General features: G+C 65.4%; 19 protein-coding genes. 12 read left to right on the forward strand and 7 right to left on the reverse strand.

The window, feature by feature from the left end; genetic code table 11:
- The first annotated feature begins 29 nt into the window (after positions 1-29).
- Both P0R31_RS31355 and P0R31_RS31360 read left to right on the forward strand, forming a co-directional pair.
- A complete protein-coding gene (locus tag P0R31_RS31355; protein ID WP_275518416.1) occupies positions 30-239 on the forward strand; it encodes a hypothetical protein in 210 nt (69 codons plus the stop codon).
- A 139-nt stretch (positions 240-378) separates the two neighbouring features.
- Complete coding sequence (locus P0R31_RS31360; RefSeq protein ID WP_275518417.1) at positions 379-1,683, forward strand: PQQ-dependent sugar dehydrogenase; 1,305 nt, start codon at positions 379-381, stop codon at positions 1,681-1,683.
- A gap of 4 nt (positions 1,684-1,687) precedes the next feature.
- On the opposite strand, the gene P0R31_RS31365 is transcribed toward P0R31_RS31360, so the two are convergent.
- On the reverse strand, positions 1,688-2,512 hold the full coding sequence (locus tag P0R31_RS31365) for an aspartate dehydrogenase (protein WP_275518418.1): 825 nt from the start codon (positions 2,510-2,512) through the stop codon (positions 1,688-1,690).
- Positions 2,513-2,617: 105 nt separating this feature from the next.
- On the opposite strand from P0R31_RS31365, the gene P0R31_RS31370 reads away from it, so the two are divergent.
- Positions 2,618-3,691, forward strand: coding sequence for a tartrate dehydrogenase (locus P0R31_RS31370; protein ID WP_275518419.1), 1,074 nt, complete (start codon positions 2,618-2,620; stop codon positions 3,689-3,691).
- A 91-nt stretch (positions 3,692-3,782) separates the two neighbouring features.
- On the opposite strand, the gene P0R31_RS31375 is transcribed toward P0R31_RS31370, so the two are convergent.
- Together P0R31_RS31375 and P0R31_RS31380 are read right to left on the reverse strand one after the other, a co-directional pair.
- Positions 3,783-4,724 carry a LysM peptidoglycan-binding domain-containing protein gene (locus P0R31_RS31375; RefSeq protein ID WP_275518420.1) on the reverse strand — a complete coding sequence of 314 codons (942 nt, stop codon included), beginning with the start codon at positions 4,722-4,724 and terminating at the stop codon, positions 3,783-3,785.
- A 175-nt stretch (positions 4,725-4,899) separates the two neighbouring features.
- Complete coding sequence (locus P0R31_RS31380) at positions 4,900-5,316, reverse strand: MarR family winged helix-turn-helix transcriptional regulator (RefSeq protein ID WP_275518421.1); 417 nt, start codon at positions 5,314-5,316, stop codon at positions 4,900-4,902.
- A 170-nt stretch (positions 5,317-5,486) separates the two neighbouring features.
- Between P0R31_RS31380 and P0R31_RS31385 the strand changes: the two genes are divergently transcribed.
- Both P0R31_RS31385 and P0R31_RS31390 read left to right on the forward strand, forming a co-directional pair.
- Positions 5,487-6,695, forward strand: a complete 1,209-nt coding sequence (locus P0R31_RS31385) for an ABC transporter substrate-binding protein (RefSeq protein WP_275518422.1) — start codon at positions 5,487-5,489, stop codon at positions 6,693-6,695.
- 9 nt (positions 6,696-6,704) lie between these two features.
- Positions 6,705-7,883, forward strand: a complete 1,179-nt coding sequence (locus tag P0R31_RS31390) for a cytochrome P450 (RefSeq protein ID WP_275518424.1) — start codon at positions 6,705-6,707, stop codon at positions 7,881-7,883.
- A gap of 30 nt (positions 7,884-7,913) precedes the next feature.
- On the opposite strand, the gene P0R31_RS31395 is transcribed toward P0R31_RS31390, so the two are convergent.
- Positions 7,914-8,633 carry a hypothetical protein gene (locus P0R31_RS31395; protein WP_275518427.1) on the reverse strand — a complete coding sequence of 240 codons (720 nt, stop codon included), beginning with the start codon at positions 8,631-8,633 and terminating at the stop codon, positions 7,914-7,916.
- A gap of 287 nt (positions 8,634-8,920) precedes the next feature.
- Here P0R31_RS31395 and P0R31_RS31400 point away from each other — a divergent pair, with 287 nt between their 5' ends.
- From P0R31_RS31400 to P0R31_RS31415, 4 genes are all read left to right on the forward strand, one after another.
- Positions 8,921-9,844: an ABC transporter ATP-binding protein gene (locus P0R31_RS31400; RefSeq protein ID WP_057026493.1), complete on the forward strand. Its 924-nt coding sequence runs from the start codon at positions 8,921-8,923 to the stop codon at positions 9,842-9,844.
- Positions 9,841-10,602, forward strand: coding sequence for an ABC transporter permease (locus tag P0R31_RS31405; RefSeq protein ID WP_275518428.1), 762 nt, complete (start codon positions 9,841-9,843; stop codon positions 10,600-10,602). The genes P0R31_RS31400 and P0R31_RS31405 overlap by 4 nt, the downstream gene beginning before the upstream one ends.
- A 163-nt stretch (positions 10,603-10,765) precedes the next feature.
- Positions 10,766-11,575 carry a L,D-transpeptidase gene (locus P0R31_RS31410; protein ID WP_275518430.1) on the forward strand — a complete coding sequence of 270 codons (810 nt, stop codon included), beginning with the start codon at positions 10,766-10,768 and terminating at the stop codon, positions 11,573-11,575.
- Positions 11,576-11,673: 98 nt separating this feature from the next.
- The gene (locus P0R31_RS31415) at positions 11,674-12,609 is read left to right on the forward strand and encodes a glycerophosphodiester phosphodiesterase (protein ID WP_275518431.1); all 936 of its coding nucleotides are present in this window, start codon (positions 11,674-11,676) and stop codon (positions 12,607-12,609) included.
- Between the two features lie 16 nt (positions 12,610-12,625).
- On the opposite strand, the gene P0R31_RS31420 is transcribed toward P0R31_RS31415, so the two are convergent.
- The gene (locus P0R31_RS31420; RefSeq protein ID WP_275518432.1) at positions 12,626-14,905 is read right to left on the reverse strand and encodes a fused MFS/spermidine synthase; all 2,280 of its coding nucleotides are present in this window, start codon (positions 14,903-14,905) and stop codon (positions 12,626-12,628) included.
- 216 nt (positions 14,906-15,121) lie between these two features.
- On the opposite strand from P0R31_RS31420, the gene P0R31_RS31425 reads away from it, so the two are divergent.
- Positions 15,122-16,732 (forward strand): phytoene desaturase family protein, encoded by a 1,611-nt coding sequence (locus P0R31_RS31425; protein ID WP_275518434.1) that lies wholly within the window; start codon positions 15,122-15,124, stop codon positions 16,730-16,732.
- Positions 16,733-17,004: 272 nt separating this feature from the next.
- On the opposite strand, the gene P0R31_RS31430 is transcribed toward P0R31_RS31425, so the two are convergent.
- Positions 17,005-17,160, reverse strand: coding sequence for a Flp family type IVb pilin (locus P0R31_RS31430; protein WP_124160098.1), 156 nt, complete (start codon positions 17,158-17,160; stop codon positions 17,005-17,007).
- Positions 17,161-17,324: 164 nt separating this feature from the next.
- Here P0R31_RS31430 and P0R31_RS31435 point away from each other — a divergent pair, with 164 nt between their 5' ends.
- On the forward strand, positions 17,325-18,212 hold the full coding sequence (locus P0R31_RS31435) for a 50S ribosomal protein L11 methyltransferase (RefSeq protein WP_275518435.1): 888 nt from the start codon (positions 17,325-17,327) through the stop codon (positions 18,210-18,212).
- Between the two features lie 39 nt (positions 18,213-18,251).
- On the opposite strand, the gene P0R31_RS31440 is transcribed toward P0R31_RS31435, so the two are convergent.
- Positions 18,252-18,431: a hypothetical protein gene (locus tag P0R31_RS31440; protein ID WP_275518436.1), complete on the reverse strand. Its 180-nt coding sequence runs from the start codon at positions 18,429-18,431 to the stop codon at positions 18,252-18,254.
- A 187-nt stretch (positions 18,432-18,618) separates the two neighbouring features.
- Between P0R31_RS31440 and P0R31_RS31445 the strand changes: the two genes are divergently transcribed.
- Positions 18,619-20,448, forward strand: coding sequence for an aminopeptidase P family protein (locus tag P0R31_RS31445; RefSeq protein ID WP_275518437.1), 1,830 nt, complete (start codon positions 18,619-18,621; stop codon positions 20,446-20,448).
- The last annotated feature ends 249 nt before the right edge of the window (positions 20,449-20,697 follow it).

Consider the following 20,697-nt stretch of genomic DNA (forward strand, 5'->3'; position numbering starts at 1 on the left):
ATCTGTCAACGGCCGCAGAGCATCGAGCCATGTCGGACGCCTACGATTATTTTCGCGCACACGCGGTCGCCGCCGTCCGCAAGGCGCGGGCGCTGCCCCCCGGGCGTACAAAGCAGAAGCAGCGCACGGTGGCGCGGGTCTATCATCTGCTCTCCAGGGAAGCGGCGCTGGCGCCGAACATCCGTCACTTGGATGATTTTCGCGCGGCACGACGGCTGGAGCGGCAGATCGGCCGTTGATCTCCGGGCCGACGCCGCAAGCTGTCCCATGCAAATTCGATCGGCTGCCATTCCACGGGAATAGGCCCCTGCTGAGCTCCGCACAGGTTGACGTCGGCCCCGTCAGCCAGTTGGATGCGCCCGCAACCGGGGGCTTGTCATGACGTTTTCCAGCATCTTCGCGCAGTTCGTCGCCTTCATCGGCGGCATCGCGCTGCAATGGCGCAAGATGACGGGCACCGAGCCCGCGCCGGCCTGGGGCGAGAAGCCCGCCATCCCCGAAGCGAAATCGCAAGGTGCGATCCCGACCTTGAAGATGCCGACCGCGCGCGGGTGGCGCGACGGACAGAAGCCGATCGCTGCACCCGGGCTCAAGGTCGATGCGTTCGCGACCGGCCTCGACCATCCGCGCTGGATCGAGGTGCTGCCCAATGGCGACGTGCTGATCGCGGAGGCAACGCAGATCGCGGGCGCCCCGCGCAGCGTGTTCCACTATGCGATGCAGGCGACGATGCGCCGCGCCGCCGCGCTCGGCGTCTCCGCCAACCGCATCACGCTGTTGCGCGACAAGGACGGCGACGGCGTCGCCGAAGTGCGCGGCACGTTCATGGAGAACCTTAGCCAGCCGTTCGGCATGGCACTGGTCGGCGACACTTTCTATGTCGGCAACACCGACGGCGTAATGGCTTTCCCGTACGTTGCCGATGCCAACCGCATCACGGCGCCGGGCAAGCGGCTCACGACGTTCAAGCCTGCCGGCCACTGGACGCGCAGCCTGCTCGCCAGTCCCGACGGCAAGAAGCTCTATGCCGGCGTCGGCTCGCTCAGCAACATCGCCGAGATGGGCATGGAGGTCGAAGAAGGCCGCGCCGCGGTCTACGAGCTCGATCTCGTCGCCGGCACGCACCGCATCTTTGGCGCAGGCCTGCGCAATCCCGTGGGCCTTGCCTGGGAGCCGACGACCGGCGTGCTCTGGACCGTCGTCAACGAGCGCGACGGGCTCGGCGACGAGACGCCGCCCGACTATCTCACGTCCGTGCGCGACGGCGGCTTCTATGGCTGGCCCTATTGCTACTGGGGCAAGACGGTGGACGACCGCGTGCCGCAGGACCCGGGGATGGTCGCCAAGGCGATTCAACCGGACTATGCGCTCGGTGGCCACACAGCCTCGCTCGGCCTGTGCTGGATGCCCGCAGGCACCCTGCCCGGCTTCGGCGACGGCATGGTGATCGGCCAGCACGGCTCGTGGAATCGCAGCAAGCTGTCCGGCTACAAGCTGGTGTTCATCCCGTTCGCGAACGGCAAGCCGTCCGGCCCCGGTCGCGACATCCTGTCGGGCTTCCTGTCGCCGGACGAGAGGGAATCCTACGGTCGCCCGGTCGGCGTCACGATCGGTCCCGACAGGAAATCGCTACTGATGGCCGACGACGTCGGCAACGTGATCTGGCGCGTGACGGGGGCGTAGGAGCTCACGTCCCGACGCACAGCGTGGCGCGCTGCTTGCGGAGCAGCGCGATCACCGACAGCGCGGTGATCAAGCCGGTCTTGGGATTCTCGGACGGGATGTTCTCGATGCCCATCGAGAAGCGCGCCGAATCCGCCTCGACCTCGATGCGGTGAACGTTGCGCGTCACGGTCGGGTCGGCCCAAACCTGGATTTGGGTGCGATCAGGCCCGATGCCCGCGAGCGACAACGCAACGGCGACATTGACGTTGGCCGGAAAGCCCTTTGCCGCTTCGCGCGCGCTGCCCTCGAACAGTTTCAGCGGCTCGCGCAGATTGTCGATGTCGATGTTGTTCTGGACGATGAAGGGCGCACCCTTCAAGCCGTCGATCGGCTTGCGGGTCACCATCTTCACGGAATGGATGGTGCCGATTGCGGCGGCGTTGACGGCATCGAGGCCGATCAGGGCGCCGGTCGGCACGAGAATGCGGCCGCCATTGGCGCGGGCGAGATCGACGAGATCGAAATTGTCGAGCAGGCCGCCGACGCTGACCACGATTGCGGCCTTGCCGCGCTTCACCGCCGGCTCGACGATCGCACGCAGCTGGCTGCTCGGCGCGCATTCGACGACGATGTCGGCGGCCTCGCCGAGCTGGTCGAGCGGCAGGATTATCGGTGGGCGACGCAAGCCGTCGATGAAGGCTTGATGCTTGGCGGGATCCCGCACGGCCACGGCCGCGAGCGACAGGCCCTCGATGCCCTGATCGAGCGCGGTCGCGATCTTGGTGCCGATCGAGCCCAGCCCGGCAACGGCCACCCGCAATTCACCCGATACATTCCGTTCGGTCATCACACCCTGCTTTCTCGCTGACCGATGTCATACCGCATCGTTTTCTGTATAAGCCAGCCTTCTACCGACGCAATTCGCCGATTTCCCCCGAACGGAGCCTTCCCCATGCGCACCCATTCGATCGCAGCCATTCCCGCCGACGGCATCGGCCCCGAGGTGATCTCGGCCGGCGTCCGCGTGCTGGAGGCTCTCGCAAGACGCAGCGGCGATCTCGCCTTCAACGTCAAGACGTTCGACTGGGGCTCGGATTATTACAAAAAGCACGGCGTGATGATGCCGGCGGACGGTCTCAGCGAGCTGAAGACGTTCGACGCGATCTATTTCGGCGCGGTCGGCGCCCCCGACGTGCCCGACCACATCACGCTGTGGGGCCTGCGCCTGCCGATCTGCCAGGGGTTTGACCAATACGCCAATGTGCGGCCGACCAAGATCCTGCCGGGCGTGGCCTCGCCGCTGCGCAATGTCGGCGTCGGCGATCTCGACTGGGTGATCGTGCGCGAGAATTCGGAAGGCGAATATGCCGGCATGGGCGGCCGCGCCCACAAGGGCCTGCCGGAAGAGGTCGGCACCGAAGTCGCCGTCTTCACCCGCGTCGGCGTCACGCGGATCATGCGCTATGCGTTCCAGCTCGCGCAGTCGCGCCCGCGCAAGCTGCTGACCGTCGTGACCAAGTCGAACGCGCAGCGCCACGGCATGGTGATGTGGGACGAGATCGCGGCCGAGGTCGCCGGCGAATTCCCTGACGTGACCTGGGACAAGATGCTGGTCGACGCCATGACGGTGCGCATGACGCTGCATCCGAAGAGCCTCGACACCATCGTCGCAACCAATCTCCACGCCGACATCCTCTCCGATCTCGCCGGCGCGCTGGCGGGAAGCCTCGGCGTCGCGCCGACCGGAAACATCGATCCGCAGCGCCGCTTCCCCTCGATGTTCGAGCCGATCCACGGCTCGGCCTTCGACATCACCGGCAAGGGCATCGCCAACCCGGTCGCGACGTTCTGGACCGGCGCGCAGATGCTCGAGCATCTCGGCGAGAAGGATGCCGCCTTACGGCTGATGGCCGCCGTCGAGCGTGTCTGCGCCGCGGGCGTGCTGACGCCGGATGTCGGAGGCAAGGCGACCACGAAGGAGGTCACGGACGCCGTGATCGATGCGATCCACGGATCGAATGTTTAGTCTTATCGGATCGAGTGTCGCCCAGGACTCGCTGCACCTCTCCCGCAAGCGGGAGAGGGAGCGCACCGCCTTCTGCGGCAAGATAACGGCCCTACCTCCGCGCCGCCGGTGACGCCGGCGGCGTGGCCATCGCGGCGGCCGGTTCAGGCGGTGTCAGATGGCGGGGGACGATGATGGTCTGGCCCGGCGTCAGCTGCGCGTTCTCGGGCAGCGAGTTGCTCTGCGCCAGCGTCCACAGCGGCACGCGGTTGGCTGCGGCGATACTCTCCATGGTGTCGCCGCGGCGCACCGGCACCCGCACGCCACTATCCCACAATTCGACCAGCGTATCCGCCGGCACGAGATAGCGCAGCGGCACGGCATCGGCCTGCGTTTGCGGCGGAATGCGCGGCAGCTGCGTCACCATCTCGACGATCTGACGATGGATATCGTCGGACTTCTCGATGTTGATGTGGGTGACGCGAGCGTTCTGCTTGAGGTCATAGCTGGCGTAATGGCCGCGAAAGCCGGGAACAGCCACGACGTCGCCGCCGCCGAGCACGCTGTCGGACAGGAAGATGTTGATGAAGCGCTCGACGTTGAGAGGCACATCGCCGGTCGCTTGCGCGGGATCGATGGCGATGACGAGGCTGATCGGGATGTTCTCCTTGGCCGCCATCTCGGAGATGACGATCGAGCACAGCCCGCCCATGGAATGGCCCATCAGCACGATCGGCGCCGGCGATTCCTTGTAGCTGGAGATGGCCCGATCGCCGATCCACCGGCAGATGGTGAATTCGTAGACGTTGGCCGAGAAGCCGGCCTTCGTTAGCTTCTCTTCGAGCCGATCCATGCCGGTCGAGAAGATGGGACCCATGGCGCCGCGGAACAGGTAGATTTTTGGCGGCGGCAACGGCTCGAACGGCGGAGGCGGCGGCGCGGCGGGTGCGGCCGCGGTGGTCTTGGATTTCGGCGGTGAGGCAGCGGCCGTGCCGCTGCTCAAGGCGAGCAGCACGATCGCTGCCAGCGCGAGGAGTCGCCTCGAATGAATCATCAGTCCAGCAGTCCCACCACGGGAGGCAGCGGCCTCCCCTGCCGGGCTTAGTGACCACCGATTGGGTAGATTTTGGGGCACGGAACCGACCATCTCCCGTCCGGCACCCGCTCCCACTGTCGCGCCGCAGGACGTGGTTTGCGAGCGTCGGCCTCAGGCGGGCCTCTCCCGGGGGCTAGAGCGGCAGCAACCGGTTGAGCAATTCGAGCAGCGTGCGCTGCTCGGCCTCGGTGAGCGGGGCCAGCATCTTCCGGTTATACGGCCCCGTCAGGCCTGCCCCGTCCTCAATGAGCTTGGCGCCCTTCGGCGTGAGCATCAGCTCGACGGCGCGGCGGTCGGACTTCGAGCGGTTGCGCTTGATGAAGCCGGACGATTCCAGCTCGTTCAGGATCTTGATCAGGTTCGGCAGGCGCAGGCGGAGCAGGCTGGCAAGGCTGCTGGGGGGAACGCCCGGATTGTCGCGAATCACGACGAAGATCGCGAAGGTCGCCGGCGTCAGGCCCAGCGCGGCGAACTCCTCGTAGAAGCCCTCGAAGAATTTCAGCTGCGCGAGCCGCAGCATGAAGCCGGGCGTGCGCTGCAGCGCGCGCAAGTCCAGTGACGTCTCCGATGGCTGAGCGGACTTCGCTCCGGGTCTGACTGCTCTCGGGCTCATGATCCTCGATCCGGCGGCCACACGTCGGCCGAATTGACACTCTCAAAAATAGCTATAAAATATAACTATTATAGAGCGGCCCAAAGACCGCCCATGGGAGGGAGACAATGAACAGCAAATTCCTGCATAAATTATGCATGGTGGCCGCAGTGCTGACCGCCGCACCGGCCTTGGCCCAGGACGTCGTGAAGATTGGCATCCTGAACGATCAATCGGGGCCGTTCGCGAGCTATCAGGGCATCGGCTCGGTCGTCGCCGCCAAGATGGCCGTCGAGGATTATGGCGGAAAGGCCGCCGGCAAGCCGGTGGAAGTCGTCGCGGCCGATCACCAGAACAAGACCGACATCGGGATCGGCATCGCCCGGCGCTGGTACGAGAACGAGAGCGTCGACGCGATCTTCGACATCCCGAACTCGTCGATCGCGCTCGCGGTGGCCGGCATGAGCGCCGAGAAGAACAAGGTGTTCGTCGGATCCGGCGCCGGCACGGTGCTGCTGACCGGCGAGAAATGCACGCCGAACACCGTGCACTGGACCTACGACACCTATTCCTACGGGCGCGGCCTCGGCAAAGCGATCGTGCAGCAAGGCGGCAAGAAGTGGTACTTCATCACTGCGGACTACGCCTTCGGCCACGATCTGGAGAAGCAGGCTGCGGAGGCCGTGAAAGCATCCGGCGGCGAGGTGCTCGGCAGCGTGCGGCATCCGCTTGGAACGGCCGATTACGCCTCGTTCCTGCTCCAGGCCCAGGCGTCAGGAGCGAACGTCATCGGCTTCGCCAATGCCGGAGACGACACCATCACCTCGATGAAGCAAGCCGCCGAGTTCGGGCTGACCAGGGATCGCAAGCTGGTCGGATTGATCCTCGGCATGAACGGCCTGCCCGCGCTCGGCCTGAAGTTTGCGCAAGGCGCGCAGATCATGAACCCGTTCTACTGGGATCTGACCGACGGCACGCGTGCTTTCGCGAAGCGCTTCGCCGAACGCATTCCCTCGAAGGCCTATCCGAACGACATGCAGGCCGGCGTCTATGCCTCGGTCATTCACTATCTCAAGGCCGTCGACAAGGCTGGCAGTGCCAAGGACGGCAAGGCCGTCGTCGCTGCGATGAAGGCGATGCCGACCGACGATCCGCTGTTCGGCAAGGGCTATATCCGCAAGGATGGACGCAAGATTCATCCGCTCTATCTTTTGCAGGTCAAGGCTCCCGATGAGTCGACCTCCACCTGGGATCTGCTGAAGGTCGTCGCCACCATCAGAGGCGAGGACGCATTCCGCGCCGAGAGCGAAGGCCAGTGCCCGCTCAGCAAGCAATAGAGGCGGAGCATGAGCGGCATCGCATCCAGCCCGGTCGATCCGTTTGCGCCTGACTTCCTGATCGATCCCTATCCTGCCTATGCGGCGCTACGCGCACTGGGACCCGCATTCGCGCTGGAGCGTTACGGCGTGTGGGCGATGGCCGGCTATGCCGAGGTCGAGCCAGCGCTGAAAGACTGGAAGACGTTCATCAGCGGCGAAGGTGTCGGCCTCCACGGCATGAACCCTGCGCTGCCAAAGCCGCTGACGCTGCAGATCGATCCGCCCGACCATGACAAGGGCCGCCGCGTGCTCGGCCGCACGCTATCTCCGGGCGTCGCAAGGAAGCTGCGCGAGACGTTCCAGCGCGATGCGGAGAAGAAGGTATCGGAGCTGATCGACAAAGGCACGTTCGATGCCGTAACCGATCTTGCGGAGGCCTATCCGATGAAAGTGTTTCCGGATGCGATCGGCATCCGCCCCGATGGGCGTGAGAAGCTGCTCGCCTGGAGCACGTTCGTATTCAACAGCTTCGGCCCGGAGAACGAGATCCTCGCAACTTCGCGGAAGGAAGGTCTCGCGGCGCAGAGCTGGATCATGGAATGTTGTGCGCGCGATGCGCTACGGCCCGACAGCCTCGGCATGATGATCTACCAGGCGGCCGATGAGGGCGAGATCACCGAGCACGAGGCGACGCATCTGGTGCGGCCGTTCCTCACTGCCGGGATCGACACCACCGTCAATGGCATCGGCAATACCCTGCTCGCGCTCGCCACCCATCCGGACGAATATCGCAAGCTGCACGAGAAACCAGAGCTGGCGCGCAACGCCTTCGAGGAAGGCCTGCGCTACGATTCACCGGTGCAGACGTTCTTTCGCACCACCTCGCGCGATGTCGGGATCGGCGGCGACGTGATCCCGGCGCACCGCAAGGTGCTGCTGTTCATGGCCTCCGCCAATCGCGATCCCGCGCGGTGGGACAGAGCCGATCGCTTCGAGGTCGAGCGGCCCGCGACCGGCCATGTCGGCTTCGGCGCCGGCATCCACGCCTGCGTCGGCCAGATGATCGCGCGTCTGGAGGGCGAATTGATCTTCGGCGAGCTCGCAAGGCGCGTGAAGACGATCGAGCTCACGGCAGAGCCGAAGCGCAGGCTCAACAATTCCTTGCGCGGGCTGGAGAGCATGCCGGTCCGCGTGACGCCAGCTTAGGCGGCATCACGCTGGAGGATGCGCGACGGCTCAGTTCCGTGCCGGCGCCGTTGCCGCCGCCGCGCGCGCGGGCCGCGGTGCGCCGGGCTCGGCGACGGGAGCAGCCGGGGCGCGCGAGCGCATGATCGCGGCGTCGATCTCGGCGATGACGCGGCGCTGGATCGCCTCGTTCTTGTCGATCGAGATGTGGCCGACGCCAGTGCCGCGGATGTCGACATTGTCGAGCTTGCCGCGGAACCCGGCCGCGGCCCGCACCGGCTCGCCGGGGCCGTCACCGATATAGATATTGATGTAGCGTTCCGCGCCGGTCGAGAGCTTGGTCTTGAACACGGAGTCGAGGCCGATCGCGAGCTTCACGGGCACGCCGAGCTGATTGAGCTTGGCGATCATGTCGGGAAGCGCGGTCGCACCGGAGGAATGGCCGACCAGGATGATGGTCTTGAGCCGACCGGCCTTGTAGGCAGCCGCCGCTTCATCGGCGAGCGAGGACCAGGACACGAAATTGGCGACGGTCACCGGGATGCCCTGCGCCTGGAGGCGGGCGCCAATCGTGTCAAGACCGAGCGAGAAGATGTTGAGCACGCCGCGGAGCAGATAGACATGCGTGGTTGCCACAGCGGCCTGGCTCGGCGCGGCGTTGGCGGTGGTCGGGCTGATGGCAACAGCTGACAGCAGGAGCAGGCCCATCGCCCAAACACGGAGGGCGGACAATTGGCTGGCGCCGGCGGTGTGACGGCCGTTCGGTCTCATCGATCTTTTCCCTGGAGACAATACGCTTCGCGATTGGCCGGAATCGTAGCCACGGCGCGCTCGCAGACGCAACAAAGAGGCGCGTGAGCGCCAATCTTAGCGGCAAGCCGTGACCATCGCGCAACACTTGCCCGGAACATGCCACTAAAGCGCCTGTTTTGAGACCATTTTTCTCCGGGGAATTGCGGAGGGACAATGGCGTTCCTATTTCAGGGCTCCGCCGACCTGCCCTCCTGGATGGTCCGGCCCCCTTCCCCCAGCCTTTGCTCCTCAGCCTCGCGGCCATCATGTCTTCCATCATCTCCGTCGCCAATCTGTCGAAGACCTATGGGTCCGGCTTCAAGGCACTCAAGAACGTCAATCTCGACATCAAGCGCGGCGAAATTTTTGCGCTGCTCGGCCCCAACGGCGCCGGCAAGACCACGCTGATCTCGATCATCTGCGGCATCGCCAATCCGAGCGAGGGCCGCGTCCTGGTCGGTGGCGAGGACATCCAGACCTCCTACCGCAAGGCGCGATCGCTGATCGGCCTCGTGCCGCAGGAATTGCACACCGACGCCTTCGAAAGCGTGTGGGCGACCGTGAGCTTCTCCCGCGGCCTGTTCGGCAAGCCGAAGAACCCCGATCACATCGAGAAGGTGCTGAAGGCCCTCTCGCTGTGGGACAAGAAGGACAACAAGATCATCACGCTCTCCGGCGGCATGAAGCGCCGCGTGATGATCGCCAAGGCATTGTCGCACGAGCCGCAGATCCTGTTCCTGGACGAGCCGACCGCCGGCGTCGACGTCGAGCTGCGCAAGGGCATGTGGGAGGTGGTGCGCGGGCTTCAGCAGTCCGGCGTCACCATCATCCTCACCACGCATTACATCGAGGAAGCCGAGGAGATGGCCGACCGCATCGGCGTCATCAACAAGGGCGAGATCGTGCTGGTCGAGGACAAGACGACCTTGATGCAGAAGCTCGGCAAGAAGCGGCTGACGCTGCACCTGCAGAACAAGGTGACGGCGTTGCCGGAAAGCCTAAGCCATTACGAGCTCGAGCTCTGTGACGGCGGCGCGACGCTGGTCTACGATTACGACACCCAGGGCGAGCGCACCGGCATCACCAGCCTGCTCGGCGATTTGCGCGCCGCCGGCATCCGCTTCAACGACCTCGACACGACGCAATCGTCGCTCGAGGACATCTTCGTCGACCTCGTGAGGACGTCATGAACCACCGCGCCATCCGTGCCATCTACCTATTCGAAATGGCGCGCACCTGGCGCACGTTGCTGCAAAGCATCGTCTCGCCGGTGGTCTCGACCTCGCTCTATTTCGTGGTGTTCGGCGCGGCGATCGGCTCGCGCATCACCGAGGTCGAGGGCGTCAGCTACGGCACCTTCATCGTGCCGGGCCTGATCATGCTCTCGGTGCTGACGCAGAGCATCGCCAACGCCTCGTTCGGCATCTACTTCCCGAAATTCTCAGGCACGATCTACGAGATCCTGTCGGCGCCGATCTCCTATTTCGAGATCGTGCTCGGCTATGTCGGCGCCGCCGCGACCAAGTCGATCATCCTGGGCCTGATCATCCTGGCAACCGCCGGGCTCTTCGTTCCATTGCATATCCAGCATCCGGTCTGGATGCTGGCCTTCCTGGTGCTGACAGCGGTGACGTTCAGCCTGTTCGGCTTCATCATCGGCATCTGGGCCGACGGCTTCGAGAAGCTGCAGATGATTCCGATGCTGGTGGTGACGCCGCTGACCTTCCTCGGCGGCAGCTTCTATTCCATCGACATGCTGCCGCCCACCTGGCGCACGGTGGCGCTGCTCAACCCGGTCGTCTATCTGATCTCGGGCTTCCGCTGGAGCTTCTACGAGATCGCGGATGTCAGCGTGTCCATCAGCATCGGCATGACGCTGGCCTTCCTGGTGATCTGCCTGATCGTGATCTGGTGGATTTTCCGAACCGGATACCGGCTCAAGAACTGATCGCGCGGCGCTCGCGAAAATGTCAGCGCCGCCGGCCGGCGCGGCACAAAGCGGCCTTGCTTACGCCTGGCGCTGGGTTAACGATGGACAGGCTGGCCGCTGGAACCAACGCCGGGCTGCAGGCATAATGCACGCCGGGGGACGGAGAGCCGCGGCGCTAAGCATGAACAGGCCGGAGGCCAGAAGTCAGATGCGTTCGTTTTTTATTGCTTTCACATCCCTGATGCTTTTGAGCGCGGGCACCGCGCAGGCCAAGGTCGAGATCACCGTCGACAAGGACAACCAGCAGATGACCGTCGCCGTCGACGGGGTCGCGCGCTACCGCTGGCCGGTGTCGACCGGCCTCCCCTCGCGCGAGACGCCGAACGGCGCCTTCCGGGCCTTCCGCATGGAAGAGGATCACTATTCCAAGGAATTCGACGACGCGCCGATGCCACACGCGATCTTCTTCACCAAGGTCGGGCACGCCATCCACGGCACGGACTCGGTCGGCCGGCTCGGCTCGCCGGCATCTCATGGCTGCGTGCGCCTGTCGCGCCAGAATGCCTCGACGCTCTATGCGCTGGTGCAGCAGCAGGGCGTGCTCAACACCACGGTGACGCTGACCGGCTCGGCACAGGTGGCGCTGGCGCGCAATCCGCGCGGCCGCAACAACACTGCGGTGGCCCGCGCCCCGCAGCCGGCTGAAGACCAATACACCATCACCGGCGCCCCCGTGGACCTGACCCCGCCGGCGCAGCCCGCGCGGCGCTACATGCCGCAGGACGACAATTACATCTACCCGGCCGACGGCAGCGACACCGGCGCGCGCTATCCGGCGCCGCGCTCGGCCACCCGCCCGCTCTACGACGCGCAGGTCTATCAGCAGCAGCCGCGGCCCTATTACGACCAGAGCTACGGCCAGCAGGGCTATTACTATCAGCCGCAGCCGCGGCAGGTTTATCAGCCGCGCGGCTACTACTATCAGAACTGACGCGGCGACCATCGACCGCCCTTGACCGTCGACGCACCATGCCATCACGCGCCACGACAATCCCGGTGCTGCTCTCGCTGCTCACTGCCGGACAAGCCATGGGATCTGATTTGGCCTTCGACCTCGAGGCGCATCGCGGCGGGCGGGCGCTGCTGCCGGAAAACACCCTGCCCGCCTTCGCCCATTCGCTGACGATGGGCGTCGACACGCTGGAGCTCGACGTCGGCGTGACCGCCGACGGCGAAGTCATCGTCGCGCATGAGCGCGGACTCAATCCCGATCTGGCACGGCGGCCCGATGGCGCCTACATCGCTCCGCCCGGCACGCCCTTCGTCAAGCTGCGGCTCGACGAGGTCAGGACCTATGACGTCGGCCGGATCCGCCCCGACAGCGCCTACGCACGACAATTCCCCGACCAGCATGCGCTGCCGGGGACGCGCATTCCAACATTGCGCGAACTGTTCGCGCTGGTGCGCAAGTCCGGCAACACCAAGGTGCGCTTCAACATCGAGACCAAGATCGATCCGAACCATCCGGATGAGACGCTTGATCCGCAGGCGTTCGTCGCGACGCTGCTCGGGGTGATCGAGACGGAAGGATTCTCGGATCGCGTCATGATCCAGTCATTCGACTGGCGGACCCTGCTGCTCATCCAGCAGCAGGCGCCGAAGATCCCAACCGTGTACCTGACGATCCAGCGCGGCTCGGCTCCGACGGTGGCGCTCGACAAGGCGACGAAGTGGACGGCGGGGTTCAGCCCGGCCGATCACGGCGGCTCGCTGCCGCGGGCGATCAAGGCTGCGGGCGGCGCGATCTGGTCGCCCTATTTCGGCGACGTGACCGCAGCGCTCGTTACGGGGGCTCACGCGCTCGGGCTGCGCGTGGTGGTCTGGACGGTGAACAAGCGTGAAGACATGGCGCGGATGATCGAGATCGGCGTCGACGGCATCATCTCGGACCGGCCGGACCTGCTGCGGCAGGTCGCCGGCGAGAAGGGGATTGCGCTGCCGGCGGGGACGCCGGTGGCGCCTTAGGCCGCGCTCGCGTCCCCTACTCGCCGTCCTTCCAGCGCCGATACAGCGCGCCCAGGATGTTGGAATAATCGTCGGTCCAGACCCGCGCCCTGTCGTCGGCTTCGGTCTGCTCCCATTGCTTGGAGGATGCGAGCCTGCCGATATCGGCCTCCTCGCGCGCGGAGATGACGACGTCGGTCGAGAAGATGTAGTCGGAATCGCGGCCGGAATCCTCGTTGAAGACCCAGCTCCTGAGATCGTTGGCGTCCGCAATGCCGACGACGACGGTCTCGAGATCCAGATGCCGGTTGGAGACGTGCATCACCACGGCGCCGTGAGGCGCGAGCTTGTCCTTGTAGATCTTCATCGCCTCTTCGGTCGCAAGGTGGATCGGGATCGCGTCGGACGAATAGGCGTCGACGATGACGAGATCATAGGCGCCGTCGGGCTCCTTGGCGAAGGTGAGGCGCGCATCGCCGATGACGGGCTTCATGTCCGGCATGCAGCTCGAGATGTAGCGGAAATTCCTGGGGTCGCGCGCGGCGTCGACCATGGACTGGTCGATCTCGAAGAAGGTCCAGTCCTCCCCCCGCTCGGCGGCGCAGGCGAGCGTGCCGGAGCCGACGCCGATTGCGGCGACCTTCAGCGGCGCGCCCTTGCGCTCGCGGATCGCGCTGACGGCCTGACCGATGCCGCCGTCCTTGTGATAATAGGTGATCGGCTCGGGCCGGCCGGTCACAGGCGTGCCGTCATTGTTGCGGAAACGCTCGGCGCCATGAATCGTGGTGCCGTGCATCAGCACATGGAAATAGCCGCCCGGCGTCACCACGATCTTGTGCACGCCGAAGAAGCTGCGCACGGTCGTGACGCGACCCTCGTCAGCGGGATAGACGCGGATCAACGCCAGCGCCAGCGCGACGGTGGCAAAGATCTTCCAGCGCCCGGCATTGAGGATCAGCGCGAGCAGCGCGGCGAGCACGCCGACGGCGCCGGCGACCCAGACACGATGATCCTCGAACCAGGTCAAAAGGCCGCCGGTCGTATATGACGGCGCGATGAGCGCCACCGCGATCGCCGCGAGCGCCAGCCAGTACCATTTGACGATTGCGGCCAGCCGCTCGTTCGCGGACGGACGGCACAGCGCGGCAAGCGCGACCAGGATCGGATATTCGGCGATCCAGGAGAAGGTGAAGGGCGCAACGAGTCCCGCGAACAAGCCACCGACCATGCCGCCGAACGACAGCGCGACATAGAAGCCGGTGAGATATCTGGCGGCAGGCCGCGTCCGCGCCAGCTCGCCGTGGCAGGCCATGGCGATGACGAAGAAGCAGAGTTGATGCCCGCCGAGCGTCAGCAGCAGATTCTGCTCGCCGCCGAAAGCCAGCAGGACGACGACACCCGCGATCGCGACCGGCTGGAGCATCAGCATCCATTTGTGCGGCAGCAGCGGCCGCGACTGAAACACGACGACCCAGGTCAAGAGGTAAAGCGACAGCGGCAGCACCCACAAAAGCGGCGCCGCCGCGACGTCGGTCGAGATGTGCGCGGTGACGGCGATGAGCAGGCCCGAGGGCACGGCGGCGAGGAAGATCCAGCGCAGCCGCGTCAAGAGGCCGGGCGCGGGTGCATTCACGTCTTCGGCCCGCGTGTCGGTCAGCGCCAGCTTCGGCGAACGCAACAACAGCACGCCGCAGGCGCCGATGAGGAGGATCAGCAGGCCATAGCCACCGGTCCAGAACCGGTTCTGCATCTGCAGGGTGAACATCGGCTCCAGCAGGAACGGATAGGACAACAGCGCGAGGAAGCTGCCGATATTGGAGGAGGCGTAGAGGAAATACGGATCATGGCCGGCCGGATGGCCGGTGCGGACGAACCAGGCCTGCAGCAGCGGATTGTTGGCGGCGAGCGCGAAGAACGGCAGCCCGATCGAGACCGCGAACAGGCCGAGCAGCCAGAAGGCGTAGCCCGAAGCCGGCGGCTCGCCATAGGCGGAGGCGATGCCGAGCGGCAGCGTCGCGAAGGCGGCGAGCAGCAGCACCAGATGCACCGCGACGGGGACGATCCGGTTCCGCGCCTGCATCAGCAGATGCGCATAGGCATAGCCGGCCAGCAGCAGCGACTGGAAGAACACCATGGCCACCGACCACACCGCCGGCGAGCCGCCGAGCCGCGGCAGCACCATCTTGGTGAACAGCGGCTGCACCGAGAACAGCAGCAGCGCGCTGACGAAGATGGCAGCGGTGTACACCGCCAGCAGCAGCCGGTTGCGCGCCGACGACGGCTGCTCCGTGGCGGCGGGTTGCACGATCGAATCCATGAATGCTCCGGCTCAAACCCGGCGGGCGCCGGACCGCGCGCAATGGAGCACAAGGCGCCTGCACGGGCAATAAAGCGTGGCGTGATGTTGCAGCAAGGAATGCCTGATATAAGAGAGTCGTTCCGGGCTATGCACAGCATCGACCCGGAACCTCGAGATTCCGGGCTCTCGCTTCGCGAGCCCCGGAATGACAGTAGACCGGGCCTTGCATTCTTCATGTCAGAAACCGACGTCATCATCATCGGCGCGGGCCACAACGGCCTCACCTGCGCGGCCTATCTCGCGATGGCGGGCCTGCGCGTGCGCGTGGTCGAGCGGCGCAAGGTGGTCGGCGGTGCCGCGGTGACCGAGGAGTTTCACCCCGGCTTTCGCAATTCTGTCGCCGCCTACACCGTGAGCCTGCTCAATCCGCAGGTGATCCGTGACCTCAGGCTCGCCGAACAGGGCCTGCGCATCGTCGAGCGGCGTGCGCAGAATTTTCTGCCCGCGCCGGATGGCAGCTATCTCCTCACCGGCGAGGGGCGGACGAAAGCCTCGGTGGCGCGGCTCAGCGCGCATGATGCGGAAGCGCTCGACGGCTTCGCCCGCGAGCTGGAAGACATCGCCGACGTGCTCAGGCGGTTCGTGCTGCGCGCGCCTCCGAACCTGCTCGACGGTTTTGGCACCAACGCGATCCGCGAGGCCGTGAACGCTTTGCAGAGCGCCAACATTCTGCGCGGCCTGACGCTGGAACAGAGCCGCAGCCTGCTGGATCTGTTCACGCGCTCGGCCGGCGAGATGCTGGATGAACGTTTCGAGCATGATCTGGTCAAGGCGCTGTTCGGCTTCGACGCCATCGTCGGCAACTATGCCAGCCCCTACGCCGCGGGCTCGGCCTATGTGATGCTGCATCACGCCTTCGGCGAGGTGAACGGCAAGAAGGGGGTCTGGGGCCACGCCATCGGCGGCATGGGCGCGATCACGCAGGCGATGGCGCGCGCGGCACGCGACCGCGGCGTCATGATTGAAACGGATGCCGGTGTGCGCGAGGTCATCGTCGAGCGCGATCGCGCCGTCGGCGTCGTGCTGGAGAACGGCTCTGCGATCCGCGCAAAGTATGTGGCGGCCAATGTCAATCCGAAGCTGCTCTACACGCAACTGATCGCGGCCGATGCTCTGCCTGCGGACTTCCTCGCCCGCATGCGGCATTGGAAGAACGGCTCCGGCACCTTCCGGATGAATGTGGCGCTGGACCGCCTGCCGTCCTTCACGGCGCTCTCAGGCGGGGGCGATCACCTCAGCTCCGGCATCATCCTGGCGCCGAGTCTCGGCTATATGGACCGCGCCTGGAGCGATGCGCGCGCGCAGGGCTGGAGCCGCGAGCCCGTGGTGGAAATGCTGATCTCCTCGACGCTCGACGACACGCTGGCCCCGGCCGGCAAGCATGTCGCGAGCCTGTTCTGCCAGCATGTCGCCCCGGAGCTTCCCGACGGAAAATCGTGGGACGACCATCGCGACGAGGTCGCCGATCTCATGATCGCGACGGTGGACAAGTACGCCCCGGGCTTCGCGGCGAGCGTGCTCGGCCGCCAGATCCTGTCTCCGCTCGATCTCGAGCGGCAGTTCGGGCTGCTCGGCGGCGACATCTTCCACGGCGCGCTGACGCTGAACCAGCTGTTCTCGGCCCGGCCGATGCTGGGCCACGCCGATTATCGCGGGCCGCTGAGAGGCCTCTACCATTGCGGCTCGGGCGCCCATCCCGGCGGCGGCGTTACCGGCGCGCCCGGCCATAACGCCGCGCAGGCGATCCTGCGGGATCACCGCGCCCTGTTCGGAAGCCGTGGATAGGCCTGTGGATTGGTTGTGGACAGGCTGTCGAAAGGCCTGTGAGCGGCCAGAGGAGGCCTGGGCGATACCGCCAGGAGCGATCCTGGGAAAGCCGGTGGGAAATCGGCGGGGCGCTCAGGGGAAAAGTGGTGGACAAGGTCCGGACAAGCAGGAGGATAAGCTGTGAAATCGGGCGGCAAAAACGACCTCGCCCGCCAGGGGAAACCCCAGCGGGCGGTGATCAGGAACAGCCTTTGAAGAAAATAGCCCCCGCTGGGAAATGGCGGCGGAAATTACTTCAAGGAGGTGCTAATCGAAGTGAACTTCTCGTTCATGGTGGTGCCCAGGCCGTTCACCACGGTAATGATCGCCAGGGCGATACCCGCGGCAATCAGGCCGTATTCGATTGCGGTTGCACCGGACTCGTCCGACCAGAACTTCTGAACCATGCGCTTCAAGACTCGCCTCCGTTTCAATTGCAAGCTGCGTGGGCTTGCTTGTACATCCGAAAATATACGTGGGCACCCGCTACAGGCGCGTTAACGCGGAACCCTTAACTTGTCCGGAAACTGGGCGTTAAAAGTTCCAAAAATTGAACTCAACGGACCCCTGAATGCAGCCTTCCCCGACCCATCGCGCCAGCTTTGCGATCGGCAGCGAAGCCGACGCCAAGCACGTCGTCGACGTGCTCACCGAGGTGTTTTTCGATGGCGATGCGGCGGTCGCCGCGTTCGAGCGGCCCGACGGACGCTGGGACGTCACGTTGCATTTCGCCGCAGCGCCCGATCAGGCATGGCTGCGCGAACTCGTTGCAACTTCAGCAGGAAATGAGATCGCGGCGACGCTCGTCTTCGACACTGTCGAAGCCAAGGACTGGGTCAAGGCCAGCCTTGAAGATCTCGTCCCGGTGCCGGCCGGCCGCTTCGTCGTGCACGGCAGCCACGATCGCGACCGTGTGGCGCCGAACAAACTCGCCATCGAGATCGAGGCGGCGCTCGCCTTCGGCACCGGTCACCATGGCACGACGCGCGGCTGTTTACTTCTGCTTGACCATGTCCTGAAGAGCTCCCGCCCGAGGAGCCTGCTCGATCTCGGCACCGGCACGGGCGTGCTGGCGATCGCGGCGGCGAAGGCGCTGCATCGCGCGGTGCTGGCTTCCGACATCGATCCGCCGTCGGTCCGGGTGGCCGCCGAGAACGCCACGCTGAACGAAGTTGGCAACCATGTGCGGGTGATCCGCGCCACCGGCTTTGCCGCGCCGGATTTTGCGCGTGCAGGCCCGTTCGACCTGGTGCTCGCCAATATCCTTGCCAATCCGTTGCGGCAATTGGCGAACCCGATGACGCGGCACCTTGCGCCTGGCGCCCGCATCATCCTCTCCGGCCTATTGACGCACCAAGCGCCCGCCGTGATCGGCGCCTACCGCACCCGCGGCCTCGTGCCGGTGAAGCATCTGCGCATCGAGGGGTGGAGCAGTCTGTTGCTGAGGAAGGTCGGATGAACTAACCGCGTCGCGACGGCGGTGCGATCCCTCGCCCCGCTATTCCGCCGGCTTCTTGTCGCGGCGTGACGCGCCCTGCCCCTGCAAAGCGCGCCTGGCGCGGCGCTCGGCGAAACGGTCGATCATCTGGCTGATGAGGCCGCGCCGCTTCTTCGGTACTGCCGCTGTCGGAGCGCGGCGCGCCGGCGGCGAAATCTTCTCAAAGGTGAACGCTGGCATCGTGTGTCCCCTCGCCGTTGAGATGAACCACCCGCTCGAATTTCCCTGTTATCCGGACGAAGCGCAACTGCCGCATCCTTTACTCCACTCAATTCGAATGGAACTATTTCAAGCACGGTCCATGCCAGATGCGACGCAAATGCGTCTACATTGCGGACTGATCTCCATGATCCTAAAGTGATCCACCATGTTCGAAGCGCACTTCCAGACATTCGAGGAGCCGGAGGCCGGCGTCGCCTTGGCGGCACGACTGGCCGCACTTCGCGAAGAACTTGCCCGTCGCAAGTTGATCGGCTTCGTCGTGCCACGTGCCGATCAGCAGCAGAACGAATATGTACCGCCATCGGAAGAGCGGCTCGCCTGGCTGACCGGCTTTACCGGCTCGGCGGGACTAGCAATGGTTCTGCCGCATGAGGCTGCGCTGTTCGTCGACGGCCGCTACACGCTGCAAGCCGCCAAGCAGGTCGATACCAGGGCATGGGCGGTGGAATCGCTGATCGATCCGCCGCCGGAGAGCTGGGTGGCGGCGCATCTGAAAACCGGCGACCGCCTCGGATTTGATCCGTGGCTGCACACTTTTTCGGCAGCCGAACGATTGTCCGCCGCCTGCGCCAAGGCCGGGGCCGAGCTGGTCGCGGTCGACAGCAATCCGATCGACGCGATCTGGCAGGACCGGCCGCAGCCGCCGCTCGCCCCCGTCGCGGTACACAGCCTTCAGCATGCCGGTGTCGCTGAAGCGGAGAAGCTGACGCAGATCAGGGCCGAGATTGCCAAGCTCGGCACCGATGCCTTGGTGCTGTCGGACAGCCACGCGGTGGCCTGGACCTTCAACATCCGCGGAGCCGACGTCGCCCATACGCCGCTGCCACTGTCCTACGCGCTGGTGCCGAAGGACGGCCGTCCCACTATCTTCATCGACCACCGCAAGCTCTCCAATCTCACGCGCGACCATCTCGAGCAGTCCGCCGACGTGCGCGAACCGGACGCGATGGCGCCGACGCTGATGGCGCTGGCCAAGAGCGGTGGATCGATCGCGCTCGACAACGCCACCGCGGCCGACGCGCTCAGCCGGCTGATCACCGGCGCCGGCGGCAAGCCGGTGCGCGGCAGCGACCCTGTTGCACTCCTGAAGGCGGTCAAGAACGCGACCGAGATCAAGGGCACCAAGACGGCTCACCTGCGCGACGCCGTGGCGCTGGCGCGCTTCCTCGCATGGATCGATCGCGAGGCGCCAAGCGGCAAGCTCACCGAGATCGACGCGGTCGAGGCGCTGGAAACCTTCCGCCGCGACACCGGCCCGCTCAGGGACGTCTCGTTCCCGACCATCTCCGGCACCGGCCCGAACGGCGCCATCGTGCATTACCGCGTCACCCGCAAGAGCAACCGGCGGATCGCGCCCGGCGATCTCCTGCTGATCGATTCCGGCGCGCAATATGAAGACGGCACCACCGACGTCACGCGCACCATGGCGGTAGGCGAGCCGACGGATGAGATGCGCGACCGCTTCACCCGCGTGCTGCGCGGCCACATCGCGATCGCGCGCGCCGTCTTTCCGGACGGCACCACGGGCGCGCAACTCGACACGCTGGCGCGGCAACATCTCTGGGCCGTCGGGCTCGATTTCGAGCACGGCACCGGCCACGGCGTCGGCAGCTATCTCTCGGTGCACGAAGGACCGGCGCGAATTTCGAAGCTCGGCACCACGCCGCTGAAGCGCGGCATGATCCTGTCCAACGAGCCTGGCTATTACAAGACCGATGGCTTCGGCATCCGCATCGAGAATCTCGAGCTGGTCGTCGCCGCCGACATCAAGGGTGCCGAGAAGCCGATGAACGCGTTCGAGACGCTGACCCTGGCACCGATTGACCGTCGCCTGATCGATGTCGCGATGCTGAGCCGCGACGAGCTCGATTGGCTGAACGCGTACCATGCGCGCGTCAGGGACGACGTGCGGCCGGCGCTGGATGAGGCAACAAAGGCCTGGCTCGATCAGGCCACGGCGGAGCTGAGGGCGTAGGCTCGTCGTTGTGCATAGCGCTACGCGATTTGCGCAACGCTCTTTCCGCATTACAGCTGTCATGCCCCGCGAAGGCGGGGCATCCCACTACGCCGCACCATCTCGGCTCAATCACTCCCGGCTCTGAAATACTGGATTCCCCGCCTTCGCGGGAAATGACACCTGCTTTGTGGCACGAGCAGCGCGCCCAAACGGTCGCCATCGTGCCCTCATCATAACCGTCCCGAAATCCGAATAGCCGCATTCCGA

The organism is Bradyrhizobium yuanmingense (assembly GCF_029167105.1).
GTDB lineage: Bacteria > Pseudomonadota > Alphaproteobacteria > Rhizobiales > Xanthobacteraceae > Bradyrhizobium > Bradyrhizobium yuanmingense_A.

What these genes read in the sequence shown, in the direction of transcription:
- P0R31_RS31355 (WP_275518416.1), top strand. Translation starts at nt 30, where the DNA reads ATGTCGGACGCCTACGATTATTTTCGCGCACACGCGGTCGCCGCCGTC.
- P0R31_RS31360 (WP_275518417.1), top strand. Translation starts at nt 379, where the DNA reads ATGACGTTTTCCAGCATCTTCGCGCAGTTCGTCGCCTTCATCGGCGGC.
- P0R31_RS31365 (WP_275518418.1), bottom strand. Translation starts at nt 2,512, where the DNA reads ATGACCGAACGGAATGTATCGGGTGAATTGCGGGTGGCCGTTGCCGGG.
- P0R31_RS31370 (WP_275518419.1), top strand. Translation starts at nt 2,618, where the DNA reads ATGCGCACCCATTCGATCGCAGCCATTCCCGCCGACGGCATCGGCCCC.
- P0R31_RS31375 (WP_275518420.1), bottom strand. Translation starts at nt 4,724, where the DNA reads ATGATTCATTCGAGGCGACTCCTCGCGCTGGCAGCGATCGTGCTGCTC.
- P0R31_RS31385 (WP_275518422.1), top strand. Translation starts at nt 5,487, where the DNA reads ATGAACAGCAAATTCCTGCATAAATTATGCATGGTGGCCGCAGTGCTG.
- P0R31_RS31390 (WP_275518424.1), top strand. Translation starts at nt 6,705, where the DNA reads ATGAGCGGCATCGCATCCAGCCCGGTCGATCCGTTTGCGCCTGACTTC.
- P0R31_RS31395 (WP_275518427.1), bottom strand. Translation starts at nt 8,633, where the DNA reads ATGAGACCGAACGGCCGTCACACCGCCGGCGCCAGCCAATTGTCCGCC.
- P0R31_RS31400 (WP_057026493.1), top strand. Translation starts at nt 8,921, where the DNA reads ATGTCTTCCATCATCTCCGTCGCCAATCTGTCGAAGACCTATGGGTCC.
- P0R31_RS31405 (WP_275518428.1), top strand. Translation starts at nt 9,841, where the DNA reads ATGAACCACCGCGCCATCCGTGCCATCTACCTATTCGAAATGGCGCGC.
- P0R31_RS31410 (WP_275518430.1), top strand. Translation starts at nt 10,766, where the DNA reads ATGAACAGGCCGGAGGCCAGAAGTCAGATGCGTTCGTTTTTTATTGCT.
- P0R31_RS31415 (WP_275518431.1), top strand. Translation starts at nt 11,674, where the DNA reads ATGGGATCTGATTTGGCCTTCGACCTCGAGGCGCATCGCGGCGGGCGG.
- P0R31_RS31420 (WP_275518432.1), bottom strand. Translation starts at nt 14,905, where the DNA reads ATGGATTCGATCGTGCAACCCGCCGCCACGGAGCAGCCGTCGTCGGCG.
- P0R31_RS31425 (WP_275518434.1), top strand. Translation starts at nt 15,122, where the DNA reads ATGTCAGAAACCGACGTCATCATCATCGGCGCGGGCCACAACGGCCTC.
- P0R31_RS31430 (WP_124160098.1), bottom strand. Translation starts at nt 17,160, where the DNA reads ATGGTTCAGAAGTTCTGGTCGGACGAGTCCGGTGCAACCGCAATCGAA.
- P0R31_RS31435 (WP_275518435.1), top strand. Translation starts at nt 17,325, where the DNA reads ATGCAGCCTTCCCCGACCCATCGCGCCAGCTTTGCGATCGGCAGCGAA.
- P0R31_RS31440 (WP_275518436.1), bottom strand. Translation starts at nt 18,431, where the DNA reads ATGCCAGCGTTCACCTTTGAGAAGATTTCGCCGCCGGCGCGCCGCGCT.
- P0R31_RS31445 (WP_275518437.1), top strand. Translation starts at nt 18,619, where the DNA reads ATGTTCGAAGCGCACTTCCAGACATTCGAGGAGCCGGAGGCCGGCGTC.